General features: G+C 46.1%; 11 protein-coding genes. 9 read left to right on the top strand and 2 right to left on the bottom strand.

What is annotated here, in order from left to right; all coding sequences use genetic code 11:
- Positions 1-8 precede the first annotated feature (8 nt).
- Positions 9-1,295, top strand: a complete 1,287-nt coding sequence (locus tag ABQ275_RS25955; RefSeq protein ID WP_349316064.1) for a serine hydrolase domain-containing protein — start codon at positions 9-11, stop codon at positions 1,293-1,295.
- Here the strand turns inward: ABQ275_RS25955 and ABQ275_RS25950 are convergent, their stop codons facing one another.
- On the bottom strand, positions 1,296-1,913 hold the full coding sequence (locus ABQ275_RS25950) for a redoxin domain-containing protein (RefSeq protein WP_349316063.1): 618 nt from the start codon (positions 1,911-1,913) through the stop codon (positions 1,296-1,298).
- Positions 1,914-2,148: 235 nt separating this feature from the next.
- Here ABQ275_RS25950 and ABQ275_RS25945 point away from each other — a divergent pair, with 235 nt between their 5' ends.
- Genes ABQ275_RS25945 through ABQ275_RS25930 form a run of 4 tightly spaced genes read left to right on the top strand, consistent with a single transcriptional unit; the run spans position 2,149 to position 8,530 of the window.
- The gene (locus tag ABQ275_RS25945; RefSeq protein WP_349316062.1) at positions 2,149-3,057 is read left to right on the top strand and encodes a bestrophin family ion channel; all 909 of its coding nucleotides are present in this window, start codon (positions 2,149-2,151) and stop codon (positions 3,055-3,057) included.
- A gap of 40 nt (positions 3,058-3,097) precedes the next feature.
- Positions 3,098-4,561, top strand: coding sequence for a DUF3375 domain-containing protein (locus ABQ275_RS25940; protein WP_349316061.1), 1,464 nt, complete (start codon positions 3,098-3,100; stop codon positions 4,559-4,561).
- 8 nt (positions 4,562-4,569) lie between these two features.
- Positions 4,570-5,163: a DUF4194 domain-containing protein gene (locus ABQ275_RS25935; RefSeq protein ID WP_349316060.1), complete on the top strand. Its 594-nt coding sequence runs from the start codon at positions 4,570-4,572 to the stop codon at positions 5,161-5,163.
- Positions 5,141-8,530: an SbcC/MukB-like Walker B domain-containing protein gene (locus tag ABQ275_RS25930; protein WP_349316059.1), complete on the top strand. Its 3,390-nt coding sequence runs from the start codon at positions 5,141-5,143 to the stop codon at positions 8,528-8,530. Before ABQ275_RS25935 ends, ABQ275_RS25930 begins: the two co-directional genes overlap by 23 nt.
- Before the next feature lie 17 nt (positions 8,531-8,547).
- On the opposite strand, the gene ABQ275_RS25925 is transcribed toward ABQ275_RS25930, so the two are convergent.
- Positions 8,548-8,919 (bottom strand): helix-turn-helix domain-containing protein, encoded by a 372-nt coding sequence (locus ABQ275_RS25925; protein WP_349316058.1) that lies wholly within the window; start codon positions 8,917-8,919, stop codon positions 8,548-8,550.
- Positions 8,920-9,038: 119 nt separating this feature from the next.
- On the opposite strand from ABQ275_RS25925, the gene ABQ275_RS25920 reads away from it, so the two are divergent.
- The 4 genes from ABQ275_RS25920 to ABQ275_RS25905 all read left to right on the top strand — a co-directional run bounded on the left by ABQ275_RS25920 (position 9,039) and on the right by ABQ275_RS25905 (position 14,034).
- Positions 9,039-10,049 (top strand): NAD(P)-dependent alcohol dehydrogenase, encoded by a 1,011-nt coding sequence (locus ABQ275_RS25920; protein ID WP_349316057.1) that lies wholly within the window; start codon positions 9,039-9,041, stop codon positions 10,047-10,049.
- Between the two features lie 214 nt (positions 10,050-10,263).
- Positions 10,264-11,643: a cytochrome ubiquinol oxidase subunit I gene (locus tag ABQ275_RS25915; RefSeq protein WP_349316056.1), complete on the top strand. Its 1,380-nt coding sequence runs from the start codon at positions 10,264-10,266 to the stop codon at positions 11,641-11,643.
- A gap of 11 nt (positions 11,644-11,654) precedes the next feature.
- A complete protein-coding gene (gene cydB, locus ABQ275_RS25910) occupies positions 11,655-12,689 on the top strand; it encodes a cytochrome d ubiquinol oxidase subunit II (protein WP_349316055.1) in 1,035 nt (344 codons plus the stop codon).
- Between the two features lie 382 nt (positions 12,690-13,071).
- The gene (locus ABQ275_RS25905) at positions 13,072-14,034 is read left to right on the top strand and encodes a YafY family protein (RefSeq protein WP_349316054.1); all 963 of its coding nucleotides are present in this window, start codon (positions 13,072-13,074) and stop codon (positions 14,032-14,034) included.
- The last annotated feature ends 132 nt before the right edge of the window (positions 14,035-14,166 follow it).

The following is a 14,166-nucleotide window of genomic DNA, read 5'->3' as shown; positions in this document are numbered from 1 at the left end:
TCACGTATATGAAAAAACTGCTCTTCTCCCTATTCCTGCTCTCCACCATAATAGCGGATGCACAGGTGCTACGCACTGCTACGCCAGCAGAAGCGGGCATGTCTGCTGAAAGACTAAACCGTATAGATACCGTTGTACAGCAATACATCGACAAAGGCTATGTCAATGGTGTAACGGCCATGATTATACGCGATGGAAAAATTGTGTACAACAAGGCATTCGGATATGATGACATTACCAAAAAAACAGTGGAGAAAACGGATAACATCTTTCGCATTGCCTCCCAAACAAAGGCGATTACCAGCCTGGCCGTGATGATGCTGTATGAAGAAGGTAAGTTCCTGCTGGATGATCCGATCTCTGCATACATTCCCGAATTTGCACATCCCCGGGTACTAAAAACATTCAATCTTAAGGACACTACCTATACTTCCGAACCCGCTTCCCGCGAAATCACAATCCGCGATCTGCTCACGCATACTTCCGGGCTGGGCTATGCACAGATAGGCAGTCCCCAGGCGGTGGCTGTGTACGGAAAAGCGGGTATAGTAGCTGGTGTCGGGCTCAATAATCTTTTACTGGGAGATAAAATAAAAATACTGGGCGGATTACCATTGATGCATAATCCCGGCGAAAAATGGACTTATGGCCTGAATACCGATGTATTGGGTTACCTGGTAGAAGTATTGTCCGGCAAGCCCCTTGACCAGTTCCTGAAAGAGCGCATCTTTGATCCATTGGGGATGAAAGACACTTATTTTTATCTTCCAAAAGAAAAACAATCGCGTTTAGCCACGCTGTATACCGAGGATCAAAAAACGCATAAGATCTCGAAGATGCCGTCCACTATTGAGTTGCAGGGGCAAACATTTTATACAAACTATCCGGAAAGTAAGGGTACTTATTTTTCAGGTGGGGGCGGGCTTTCGTCTACGATGTATGATTATGCAATCTTCTTACAGATGATGCTGAATGGCGGTACCTACAACAATGTAAGAATACTAAGCCGCAATACGGTTCGGATAATGACCCTGAACCAAACCGGCGACCTCTCTACCGGCTGGAATACGAAAGATAATTTCGGGCTGGGCTTCAGTGTGGTGAATGATAAAAGCAGCGGTGCCACACCAGCACCAACAGGTGTTTTCGGTTGGGGAGGAATGTTCTCCACTACTTACTGGGCTGATCCAAAAGAAAAGATCATTGGCCTGATCTATAAAAATATCTGGCCCACTTCACATGGAGAACTGAACGATAAATATAAAGTGCTTGTTTACCAGGCGATCAATGATTGATCAGGCACTGATGGCGAGTTTCTTTTCTATTGCTGCCAGCAAGGCTTCAGGAGAAAATGCCTGTTGCATGAACTGGTCTGTAAAACTATAAGTAATTTCCAGCGAAGGCGTAACAAGAAATACTGCCGGTGTAGGAACATCCGCATTAACACCGGAAACACGGCCCCAAAGCGGGTCTGTTTCCTTATAGATGCCTGCCTTCCGCGCAATGAGATGCTGTGCATCCCAGGCTACGTCAAACGGCAACGGATGGGGATTGAAAGCAGTAAAATGTTTTTTCTTCTCACTGGATAACACCAGCAAACGTGCGCCTGCCGCTTCTATCGCGGCATGACTGTCGTACAGTTGTTCCAGCAACCTGTCGCCATAACCATTCCAGTTGACGGAATAAAAAGCAACCACCAGGGGTTGTGCTGTTAAGCGATGCAGGGAGATGCCTTGTTTTACATGACCTAATAAAGCCGCGCCATTAATAATGCATTCTTCTTCTACAAAAAACTCAGGAAAAAAATGACCCGTAGCCAAAGGATTAATTCTTTCCCTGTTTCTGACAGGGCTGGGGAAGCTTTCTGGTATCGGCTGCGTGAGGTAATCCGCATATCTGTAAAGTGTAGACATCTCTGCTAATTTTTAATGGCTGCTAAAAAAGCCCCTCGCAAGGGGTTGGTTTATCTGCTATTCAGTATCACGCAACAAATATACAGCAAAAAATATAATATCCTACTAATTCTATAGACTAAATGTTTTTATAAAGATAACAGGCTGATTTTAAGGGAGATAATATTCCGGATTTTTTTATTTAAATTGAAAATAAGACGATCCTCAATCATGTTGAAATGGTAAAAACTAATCCATGCTCCTGAAACACCGGCTCTCCATCGCCCAGATCTTTTCCTTCACCTGGAAAGTTGACTTCATGCTCCTCATTTGCTGCACCCTCGTATACCTGGTAGATACCTTCTGGCTATCTGCACACATATCGATCCCGGTGACTGTATCGGCTGTATTGGGTACGGCTATTGCATTTTTTATCGGTTTTAATAACAACCAGGCATATGACCGCTGGTGGGAGGCCCGTATCATCTGGGGAGCACTGGTAAATGATTCCCGCTCCTGGGCACGCTGTCTGCTTCACTATACCAACACCAGTGATCATACCGAAGCCAGGGCGCTGGTGCGTCATATGATCTACCGCCACCTGGCTTTCATATATTCCCTGAAAGCAAGTCTGCGCCGCATCCCCGATGAATATTATACCCGCTTCCTCACCAAAGAGGAAATCACTTTTCTCCGGGATCAAAGCAATATCCCCAATGCCCTGCTTAATATGCAAACAGAAAACCTGCAGCAACTCCGCCTTTCAGGCATCATTGACGGCTTCAGCTTCATAGAGCTGAACCAGCTGCTGGTAAAGCATTGCGACGGAATGGGAAAATCCGAACGTATCAAAAACACCGTATTCCCACCCAGCTATGTATACTTCACCCACCTGTTCATCTGGTTTTATGTGATCATGAACACACTCATGATGACGGAAGCCATCGGCGTGTGGGCCATTATCTTTGGCTGGATGTTCGGCTTTGTATTCCACGTTACGCATCTCAATGGTATCACCCTCATGAACCCCTTTGAATATCATCCCCTGGGCACACCGCTGGACAGTATCGCCCGCACCATAGAAATCAATGTGATAGAACTCCTCGGTGATGTACCCGTGCCACAACCGGTGAAAGCCAAAGCAGAAGGGTTGTTTATTATGTAAGGAGCATCCTGCTGAGTCAGAAATTGCTTATTTTTACCGCATGACTTATGACCAATTATGTAATCTATATGCCCAGTCGGTAACGCTGAAGATACTCCGGGCACGTAGCGCGCCAATGATGCTGTCATTTTTTCATCAGACATTCAAGGAAAAAAACCATACCACCGTTTCCAATGTGGAACTGGTGACCCGCCTGTCGGACTACCTCGGTATTACCGGCTACAAGGCTGCTGACGACGAAATAGACGCTACCAGCCTCCTGGAGCATGAAGACGAGAAAGCCAGAAAATACATTGAACAATGGAGCAATAAAGGTTTCCTGCGCAAGTATCCCGATGATGACGGCAACGACATCCATGAACTAAGCAGCGATATGGAAAAAGTGATGCACTGGGTATCCACTTTACAGAAACGGGAGTTTGTGGGCACAGAAAGCCGCTTTAAAGACATTTTTTCCAAACTGAAAGAACTGATAGACCAAAGCAACAAAGACCCGGAGCAAAGGATCCAGGAACTGGAGAAAAAGAAATTTGAAATAGAACAGGAGATAAAAGCCATCACCATCACCGGCAGAGTACAGGTATTTGACGATACCCAGATCAAAGAAAGATGCTATGACGTAAACCGGATGTCGCGCGAACTCCTGAGCGATTTTAAAGAAGTAGAACAGAACTTCGAACAGATCACCCAGGAAATCTACCGCAAACAAAGCGAAAGGGATATCGCCAAAGGTGTACTCCTGGCCTATACACTGGACTCCTTCGAAGCCCTCCGGCAAAAAGACCAGGGCAAAAGCTTCTATTCTTTCTGGCAATTCCTGATGGATGAAAACAAACAGGAAGAAATGCGGGAGCTGATAGAAAAATTGTACACCCTGCTGGAAGAACGCAACATCGAATACAAAAATGACCGCTTCCTCAAAAAACTGAAACAGTTTCTCCATGCATCCGGCAAAAAAGTAATCGACGCCAATAAAAAACTGAGCGATAAACTCAGCCGCGTACTCAGTGAAAAAAACCTGACCGATCACCGGAAAGCAGTAGAGCTGATCAATGAAATCCGCCAGCTCGCATTTCAATCCCTGGAAAATATACCCGGTGAAGAATTTTTTATAGAGATAGAAAGCGATCCCGAAACAGATCTGCTGGACCGCTGGGAAATGGCGGAAGAAAAGAAAGTCATCCAGGATGTAGCATTCCCGGAAGGCATTGGTGGCACCGATTTCGGAGATACCGACTTCAACTCATTATTCAATCATTTTAACATAGACCGCACCTTATTGGAAGACCGTATCAATACCCAACTGCAAAACAAAAAACAGATCAGTTTGAAGGAACTGGTAGAAATTTACGGCACAGAAAAAGGACTCACAGAACTGATCACCTATTTCTCCATCGCCAGCCAGTCATCCAGCCACATCATACTGGAAACACCCGATCCTGTATTGCTGGGCAACCGCACCATTAATATGCCCATGGTGCTGTTTACAAATTCTCAAAACTAAAGATCATCATGGCCGATAATAATATATCTCCCTTCGCACACGTGTTTATAAAACTCATGCAGGGACCTGTATACGAAGAAGATAAAACTTACTGGAAAGACCTCCTGGGATGGCAAACGGAACTCAGCAAATATCTCCAGCAGGTAGGACTACAGCTGGTGATCAACGAATCCGATGGCTTCGCCCGCATCATGCAACCCGATGCCGACGATACCGCCGAGAAACCACTCCCGCGCCTGATGCGCAAAACAAGGCTCACCTACGAAGCTACCCTGCTTTGCATCGTACTACGTGAAGCACTGGACGAATTTGACATCAACGGCAACGGCACCAGGCTGTTTCTCACACAAAAAGAAATCAAGGAAAGACTCACCTTATTCTTCAAAGAACGTAACAATAAATCCAAACTGCTCAAAGATCTCAACAAACCAATCAATAGCCTGTTAAACATAGGCATTCTGAAAGCTACCCGGGAAGACGCTGCCAACAAGGAACTGCACCAATACGAGGTAAAAAGGATCATCAAAGCACTGGTCAATAACGAAAAACTGGAAGAAATAAAATCAAAATTAAAACTGCATGTCAACCCTGTTCAACAATGACTCAACAGAAAGTGGATTCCGGTTACATTATCTCGAAATATACAACTGGGGAACTTTTCATAATAAAATATATCGTTTAAATACCAACGGCAACACCTCTCTGCTCACAGGCGCTAACGGCAGCGGCAAAACCACGCTGATAGATGCCCTCCTGACATTACTCGTTCCGGCAGGCAAACGTTTTTATAACCAGTCGTCAGGCACCGAACAACGAAAGGATCGTGGAGAAGAATCTTATTTCTGGGGCTACTACGGCAAAACATTTTCCGAAGAATCACTGCAGTCAAAAACAGAACAACTGCGGCACAAGGAAAACAACCCGTATTCCGTATTGCTCGCCTACTTCTATAATGCCGCTACCATGCACCAGATCACACTGGCGCAGGTAAGATGGTATTCCGGTGAACTAAAACGTCAATACATCGTATCGCCACACAAGCTCAATATAAACGACCACTTCGGCAACGGTAAATTTGACCTGAAAGGTGACTGGAAAAAGAAGCTGCGCGCAGAATTTCCAAAAACAGAAATCACCGACAGCTTCAAAGAATATGCAGCATTATTCAGCAACATCTTCGGCCTGAGAAGTGAAAAAGCATTGTCGCTTTTCAATCAAACCGTTGGAATCAAAGTACTGGGCGACCTCAATACTTTTATCCGGGGTCAGATGCTGGAAGAAACCGATGCGGAAAGCGAATTCCTGAAGTTGCGGGAAAACTACGACAGCCTGCTATCCAGCCACCGCGCCATCCGCAAAGATGAAACGCAGCTGCAAATGCTCGATCCTATTATTCAGAATAGGAAAAAATGGCAGGAACTACAGGATAAAAACAGGGAGCTGCAAACACTCCAGGACGTGCTGCCCAACTGGTTTAACAAACAGGAAAAAGATCTCCTGGAAAAAGAATTGCAGGTACTCCAACAGGAACAGGAAGTAACCACCAGCACCCTGGCAACCGTGAATGGTAACCTGAAATCACTACACCTACGCAAAGAAGAGCTCATTGCGCAAAAGGCCAACAACAGTGTAGATGAACAACTGCGCTCCATACAAAAAACCATTCATTACGAACAGCAATCGCTGGAAACAAAACGTAATAAAATGGAGGAGTACAACATGCTGGCAGAAAAACTGGAACTAGCGCCCAACCCCGATGAGCAACAGTTTCATGATAATATCGCCGCCGCTGAACAGCTAAAAACAGCACACGACAAACAACTGGAAACTTTACAGGAAGAAATTTTCCATCATAAAAGCAGCCTGACCGCTGAAAGCAGTCAGGCTACCCGCCTGGAAGAAGAAATTGATTCCTTCCTCCACCGCAAAAATAATATTCCGTATGAACTGATCCGCATCCGGCAACAGCTGGCGGATATGCTGGATGTGGCCGAAGAAGACCTGCCCTTTGCCGGTGAACTGATCAAAGTAAAAGACAAAGAAAGTCATTGGGAGAACGCCATAGAAAAAGTGCTGCACAACTTCGCCCTGCGACTGCTGGTACCGGAAGGATATATTACGGAGATCAACAAGTATATCAATACAAACAACCTGCAAACAAGGTTGGTATATCATAAGATAGAAGATGAAACCTACACCATGCTCCGCATGCCTTCAGAAAAAGATAGTTTATTACAGAAGATAGACATCAAGCCAGGCACGGAGTTCAAGGAGTGGTTACAAAAACAGCTGCTGGACCAGTTTGATTATGTTTGTACCGATGACATGAGCGTATTTAACCGCGCACGAAAAGCAGTCACGGCAAACGGACTAACGCGGCAGGCTACACGCCATGAAAAGGATGACCGCCCTAACCGTTCCCAGCAAAATAATTATGTACTGGGATGGAATAATAAAAATAAACTCCGCCTGTTAAAAGAAGAACAGGACGAGTGCAACCGGATTATTGACACGCTGCAACACAGCATCTCCCAGCTGGAAAATTCCCGCAAGGGCATTGCCGGTATCCACGCTTTACTGAGTGGCTTCCTGTTGCTCCGCAACTACAGCGAAATCAGCTGGCAGTCGCACGCAGAAGTGATTGAACGGTTTTCCAGGGAAAAAGCACAACTGCTGCAGACCAGCGATAAATACCAGGTGATCTGTGATCAGCTGGACGAAGCCACCGCACTGATCAGCGCCAGGGAAAAAGAAAAAGATAAGATCCTCCAGGAGAAAGGCCGGCTGGATGATAAAGCCGCCGAAAAACAACGCTACTTCAAGCAATTGAAAGCCGGTGACCTGGACCACAGCTCATTACAACGGGCCATGGAATACCTGTCGGAACTGGCTATCACCGAGCCCGCCGAAACGGCTTTACAACTGGCTGCACACCGCAAAAAAGCGGATGAAAGCCTGAAAACGGCCATGCATGAGGCGATGCGCCTGGCGGCCGAAAAAGAATCCGAAATCACGCGGCAGCTGGCTACGTTTGTCATGCCATCGAAAGCCATTCACGATACCTACCCCGACTGGCTGGGCGATGTAAACGATCTGCAACCGCATGTAAAATACCTGGATGAGTTTACATCTCTCTACGAAAATATCAAATACCAACGCCTCATTGAGCATAAAGACCGCTTCCGTAAATACATGGACACCAGCATGCTCAATGCCATTACCAACTACCGGGCATGGATATACGGACAGGAAGACCTGATCCGCGAAGTAATGGACGACCTGAACGAACCACTCCGTAACATTACCTTCAACAAAAACCCGGACACTTATCTGCAACTGGAATGCAGGCATGTACGCGATGTGGAGATCAGGAATTTTAAAGAGAAACTTAGCAACGCCGTTCCGGACACGCTGAAATATCACCTGGAAAAAGATGATACCTACGGCGAACAGCTGTTTGAAAACATCAAGGTACTGATCACAGAGCTACAACAAAATGAAGCATGGCGCCGCAAAGTAACGGATGTCCGCAACTGGCTCGACTTTGGCGCCAAAGAATTTTACATTGCGGATAACAAGGCTTTCAAATATTACGAGGATACCGCCAGTCTTTCCGGTGGCGAAAAAGCGCAGTTTACCTACACCATCCTGGGTGCGGCCATCGCTTACCAGTTTGGTATCAACGAAGCAAACCGCCAGCACCGCAGCTTACGCTTCATCACCGTAGATGAGGCATTCAGCAAACTGGATCCGGAAAAAAGTCATTACCTGATGGAATATTGCGGGCAGCTGAACCTTCAGCTCCTGGTAGTAACGCCGCTGGATAAACTGAATATCGCAGAACCATATATTCATGCCTGTCATTTTGTAGCGAACAAGAACAAGCGCGATTCAGTAGTATATAATTTTACGATGGAAGAGTATCGCGACAAAAAGAAAGAATTTGAGGCAATGGCGATCATGTCTTAACGGTATAAACGCCCGGCTTATAGCTGGGCGTTTACCAATGCCGGCTCGCAAAGCGGTTCCATTCCCATTTGCTTACGGCCCCATTGACTCAGCAATAAAATAAACGGTAGCAACTCCCTGCCGGTATCAGTAAGCCGGTACTCCACGCGGGGAGGCACTTCCAGGTACACATGACGGGTTACCAGCCCATCGGCCTCCATTTCACGCAGCACCTGGGTAAGCATTTTTGCGGTAATGCCCGGAAGGCATCTGCGCAGTTCCCCATATCTTTTTATACCATCTCTCAGGTTGTAAATAACACGCCCCTTGTATTTACCTCCAATCCGCTGAAAAGCGTAATCAACTGCGCAAACCGTTTCAACATGGATATTTTTTTCAGCTTTCTTCATTTTTTTAACATTGATTATCAACAACAGTACCCATTTGGTAACTACATTCCCAAAAGGTGCATACTTGTCTGATATGAAGTTAGTGCTCAATTTTGTGGCAGAAAAAAATTTTTATTCTTATGAAAGCAATCCAACAAATAGCCTTCGGACTGGAAAGTTTACAACTCACGGAGTTACCAACGCCAACACCGGCGCCACACGAAGTACTTGTAAAAATAGAAGCAGCAGCACTCAATTACCTGGATGTAGCACTCGCCACCGGTACCTATAGCCGTCAATTGCCTTTACCTCGTATCCCCACTTCTGATGGTGCAGGTGTAGTGGCAGCAATAGGAGAAAACGTAGCCCAATGGAAAGTGGGCGACCGGGTAATGATCCAATACAACCAGCTGTGGCAAAACGGACAGGCTACTGCCGATACCAATCATGTACGGACCGGCGCCAGTACGCCCGGCCTGCTGGCAGAATATGTGGTGATCCCAGCCTATGCGCTGGTGCGCACACCTGCCAATTTAACCAGCGTGGAAGCAGCTACTTTACCGGTAGCCGGCGTTACTGCATGGACAGGACTTATCGGCTATGCCGGTATCAAAGCCGGGCAAACCATTCTTACACAAGGCACCGGCGGCGTTTCGCTCTTTGCCTTACAGATCGCGCTGGCGGCAGGTGCTAAAGTAATTGCTACCAGCAGCAGTCCGGAGAAACTGAAAAAATTAAAACAACTGGGCGCACATGAAGTGATTGACTACAAAAAATATCCGGAATGGCATGAAGAAGTAAAACGGCTCACCAATGGAAACGGGGTACATGCCACGATTGATATAGCGGGTGCGGATACGATTGTTAATTCCGTAAAATCTGTTGGTTATAACGGTTTTGTAGGACTGGTAGGCTTTATCACCGGTGCGCAATTGCCCCTGGATCTTTTTAGCGTAGTAGGAAATTACATCCGGCTACAGGGATATTCTGTAGGCAGTTTGCAACATTTCCGGGAACTGGCAGCCGCCATTGAAATCAATAATATACACCCGGTAATAGACACCGTATTCCCTGTAAGCCAAGCGCAGGAAGCATTTAAATATATGGGAAGCGGGAGTCAGTTTGGAAAAATAGTGATTGAAATGAACTAAAGGAGGCAAAATATAAACGTCCTGCACGAAGACAGGACGTATATCAAGTAAACCAATACAATAAAATTATTGTTCTGAAGGTAGTAAAATCCTGGCGATTGGCTGGTTATCTCCTTGTTAATGGGCTGATAATATTATACTTTTATATATAGATGATAAACATCAGCTTGACAGATATCATCGCCAGCTACCTTTGCATCAATAATTAAATATTATGCCTTCCGTAGAAATACTATCCAGGATACAGTTTGCTTTTACGATTTCGTTTCATTACATCTATCCCCCGCTGAGTATAGGTTTAGGGCTATGTCTTGTTATTATGGAAGGGCTTTACCTGAAAACAGGAAAGCTCCTCTATAAAGAGATTACGAAATTCTGGATCAAGATCTTCGCCCTCATTTTTGGTATTGGGGTGGCTACAGGTATTGTGATGGAATTTGAATTCGGTACCAACTGGGCTACCTATTCACATTATGTGGGTGATATTTTCGGTAGTGCGCTCGCGGCAGAAGGAATCTTCGCCTTTGCCATGGAATCTGCCTTCCTGGGCGTTTTGCTCTTCGGATGGGACAGGGTCCATAAAGGGGTACATTACTTTTCTACGATCATGGTAGCCCTGGGTTCTATCTTCTCTGCATTATGGATAGTGATTGCCAACTCCTGGCAGCAAACACCTGCGGGCTACCGGATAGAAGGACACGATCTGGGCGCCCGTGCCGTGGTAACCGATTTCTGGGCCATGATCTTCAACCCCTCCAGTGTAGACCGTTTCTCCCATGTGGTGATAGGCTCTTTCCTTGCCGGGTCTTTCCTGGTGATGAGCGTAGGGGCTTTTTATATCCTGAAGAAACGTTTTATACCGCATGCGCAGGCCATGTTTAAAGTGGGTCTTACGGTAGCTGTGGTGGCTGCGTTGATGCAACTCTTCACCGGTCACCGCTCCGCACATTATGTAAGCAAATACCAACCGGCCAAACTCGCCGCTATGGAAGGCCACTATGATAGCCTGTCTGTAGCAGATATGTACATCATCGGCTGGGTAAACAATAAAACACAAACAACAACTGGTATCAGGATCCCCGGCGGGCTTTCCTTTCTTACACATGGCAGCTTTACAGCTCCTGTGGAAGGCTTGCGCGCTACGCCTGAAAATGAACGTCCCGGCGCCGTCAACTTTGTATTCCAGACCTATCATATCATGATCAGTATCGGCATGGCGCTGATAGGGCTTAGCCTGTTGGCGCTTGTTTTACTATGGCGCAAAAAGCTGTTCAATCAGCGGTGGCTCATGCTCATATTTGCATGGGCGGTACTGCTACCGCAAATAGCTAACCAGGTAGGCTGGTATGCCGCCGAAGTAGGTCGGCAACCCTGGGTGGTATACAAACTGCTTCGTACCTCAGACGCCCTCTCCAAAAAGGTGACGGCAGACCAGGTAATGTTTTCCCTGATATTGTTTACGCTGGTATATATGTTACTGTTTGCCTTGTTCCTTTATTTGCTGAACCGTAAAATACAGCATGGACCGGATGTGAAGGATACAGATGATCATGATCAATATTACCCTAACAATCTTGTTGACCTTCCTTCTTAAAATATAGCTGCATGGAAACAATACTCGGACTGGATCTTCCCACCTGGTGGTTTTTAGTGATCGGCGGACTGATCACCGGTTACGGCGTGCTCGATGGTTTTGACCTCGGCGCCGGATCCCTACATTTATTTTTTAATAAAGAAGAAAGCCGCCGCCTGGTACTCAACGCTATCGGCCCGGTGTGGGATGGAAATGAAGTGTGGCTGGTAATAGCCGGTGGCGCCCTGTTTGCAGGTTTCCCACTGGTATACGGCGTGCTCCTTTCTACCTTTTATATTCCTTTTATGCTGTTCCTGGTAGCCCTTATTTTCCGGGCGATCTCGATAGAATTCCGCAGTAAAGAAGCGTGGCCATGGTGGCGCAAAATGTGGGATATCAGCTATACCGTATCCAGCACGGCTATTACACTACTGCTTGGTCTGGTACTCGGCAATCTCATACATGGACTGCCCATGAATAAAGAACATGAATTTACCGGCACACTGCTCACGTTCTTTAATCCTTATGCAATCCTCATCTCTTTCACTACTTTGTCCCTGTTCATGTTACACGGGGCCATTTACCTGGTGATGAAAACGGAGAACAGACTCTATGCAAAACTCACTATCCTGGTAAACAACTGCAGCAAGTTTTTTATCCTGTGTTTCATACTAACGTCAATGGCTACACTCATTTATGTGCCACATATGACCCATCAGTTCAAAAATCATCCGGAGCTGTTCGTACTGCCGCTGCTGGCCGTTCTCATACTACTCAATATCAAACGTAATATCGATGCACGGAAATATTTCACAGCCTTTTTCTATTCCTGTATCATCATGTCGTGCCTCCTGATCCTGTTTGCCGTTGGACTCTATCCCAACATCATCATTTCTACCATAGATCCAGCAAACAGTATCAGTATCTACCAGGCTGCCTCTTCCACCAAATCACTAAAGATCATGTTGCTCATTGCAGCCATCGGAACACCACTGGTAATTGGCTACAGCATATTTGTATTCTGGACCTTCCGGGGCAAGGTAAAACTGGGGGATATGAGTTATTAAATATTTAGGGATTTTTTGATTTACGAATTTAGGGATTTGAAATGCAGCGGAGATGATCGGTTTGAAAATACGTAGAGATTTACGCGAAGATCTTCGCTGCATTTCAAATCCCTAAATTCGTAAATCAAAAAATCCCTAAATAAAAACGGGCCCCCGCAAAAAATTGCAGGGGCTTACCATTTAACCTATATTCTGTACTGTAGCATCGTGTTAGTATCTCCCGGAAATCACTGTTATCTCGTATGCTTGTTATCCTGACTTTTACCGGGAAATTGCTTGTATAATAGAGACAGTCTATTTTAATGAAAGTTTAAACAACGATAAAAAAAAGTGGAAAATAATTTTCTGCATCCGAAATTAGCGTCCAGAACCAGTAACCGATATGAACCGTATAGACAGACTTACCGCTATTCTCGTCCAGTTACAAGGCAAAAAGATTGTTAAAGCGGCAGAGATATCTGACCGTTTTAATATCAGCCTGAGAACGGTGTACAGGGATGTAAAAGCCTTGCAGGAAGCGGGAGTACCTATCGGCGCAGAAGCTGGTACGGGCTATTACATAGTGGATGGTTATCACCTGCCACCCGTGATGTTTTCAAAAGAAGAAGCTGCTGCGCTGCTCACCGGCGAAAAGCTGATGGAACAGTTCAGCGATCATTCCAATCAGAAGCAGTTCAGCTTTGCCATGCAAAAGATCCGGTCGGTATTGAGAGGCGCCGAAAAGGATTACCTGGAATCACTGGATGATAACATTGCGGTGCTGCGGTTGCGACCGCGGGAAACAGAAGAAGAGAACTTCCCCAACCGCTTCCTGACAGACATACAACAGGCGCTGGGACTTCACCAGGTACTTGATATGGAATACTTTTCTTTCCAGGAAGAGGTAGCCACCCGCCGGGAAGTGGAGCCGATAGGGATCTTCTATATCAGCAGCAGCTGGCACCTGATCGCCTGGTGCAGGCTCCGGCAGGGGTACCGCGATTTCCGGGTGGATCGTATCCGCAAGCTGAACCTCACAGCCGCCAGCTACAAAAAAGATAAACATCTCTCCTTACAGGAATACCTGGAACAACAAAAGAAAAGAGGCCCCGAGCCAACACAGCTCATCAAAATAATCATTGATACCGGTATGATGCGGTTCATGCGTGACCAGAAATATTACTTTGGCCTGATGGAAGAAACTGCGAAAGGCGATAAAACCGAGATGACCTTCCTCCAATCCTCCCTGGAACATATGGCCCGCTGGCTGGTGATGTTCGGTAACAAGGTGGAGATCATTGAGCCCGAAGCCATGAAAGACGCCATGCGGAACCTTATCACAGAGCTGAACACACATTATTTATAAATCCCGAAACCCTCCTGACATAAGGTTGTCACCCCCCGGTTGTTGCTTTGTATTGTCGATAAAAAATAAGACAATATGAAAACGATCCGTACCACGCAACCCTTTTATTTCCTTTCCGATCAAACCCTGGCT

Source organism: Chitinophaga sp. MM2321, assembly GCF_964033635.1.
Lineage (GTDB): Bacteria > Bacteroidota > Bacteroidia > Chitinophagales > Chitinophagaceae > Chitinophaga.
Note: the sequence above shows the minus strand (reverse complement) of the source record. Positions and strands in the feature narration are given on the sequence as shown.

What these genes read in the sequence shown, in the direction of transcription:
- ABQ275_RS25925 (WP_349316058.1), bottom strand. Translation starts at nt 8,919, where the DNA reads ATGAAGAAAGCTGAAAAAAATATCCATGTTGAAACGGTTTGCGCAGTT.
- ABQ275_RS25955 (WP_349316064.1), top strand. Translation starts at nt 9, where the DNA reads ATGAAAAAACTGCTCTTCTCCCTATTCCTGCTCTCCACCATAATAGCG.
- ABQ275_RS25950 (WP_349316063.1), bottom strand. Translation starts at nt 1,913, where the DNA reads ATGTCTACACTTTACAGATATGCGGATTACCTCACGCAGCCGATACCA.
- ABQ275_RS25930 (WP_349316059.1), top strand. Translation starts at nt 5,141, where the DNA reads ATGTCAACCCTGTTCAACAATGACTCAACAGAAAGTGGATTCCGGTTA.
- ABQ275_RS25940 (WP_349316061.1), top strand. Translation starts at nt 3,098, where the DNA reads ATGACTTATGACCAATTATGTAATCTATATGCCCAGTCGGTAACGCTG.
- ABQ275_RS25905 (WP_349316054.1), top strand. Translation starts at nt 13,072, where the DNA reads ATGAACCGTATAGACAGACTTACCGCTATTCTCGTCCAGTTACAAGGC.
- ABQ275_RS25915 (WP_349316056.1), top strand. Translation starts at nt 10,264, where the DNA reads ATGCCTTCCGTAGAAATACTATCCAGGATACAGTTTGCTTTTACGATT.
- ABQ275_RS25945 (WP_349316062.1), top strand. Translation starts at nt 2,149, where the DNA reads ATGCTCCTGAAACACCGGCTCTCCATCGCCCAGATCTTTTCCTTCACC.
- ABQ275_RS25935 (WP_349316060.1), top strand. Translation starts at nt 4,570, where the DNA reads ATGGCCGATAATAATATATCTCCCTTCGCACACGTGTTTATAAAACTC.
- ABQ275_RS25920 (WP_349316057.1), top strand. Translation starts at nt 9,039, where the DNA reads ATGAAAGCAATCCAACAAATAGCCTTCGGACTGGAAAGTTTACAACTC.
- cydB (WP_349316055.1), top strand. Translation starts at nt 11,655, where the DNA reads ATGGAAACAATACTCGGACTGGATCTTCCCACCTGGTGGTTTTTAGTG.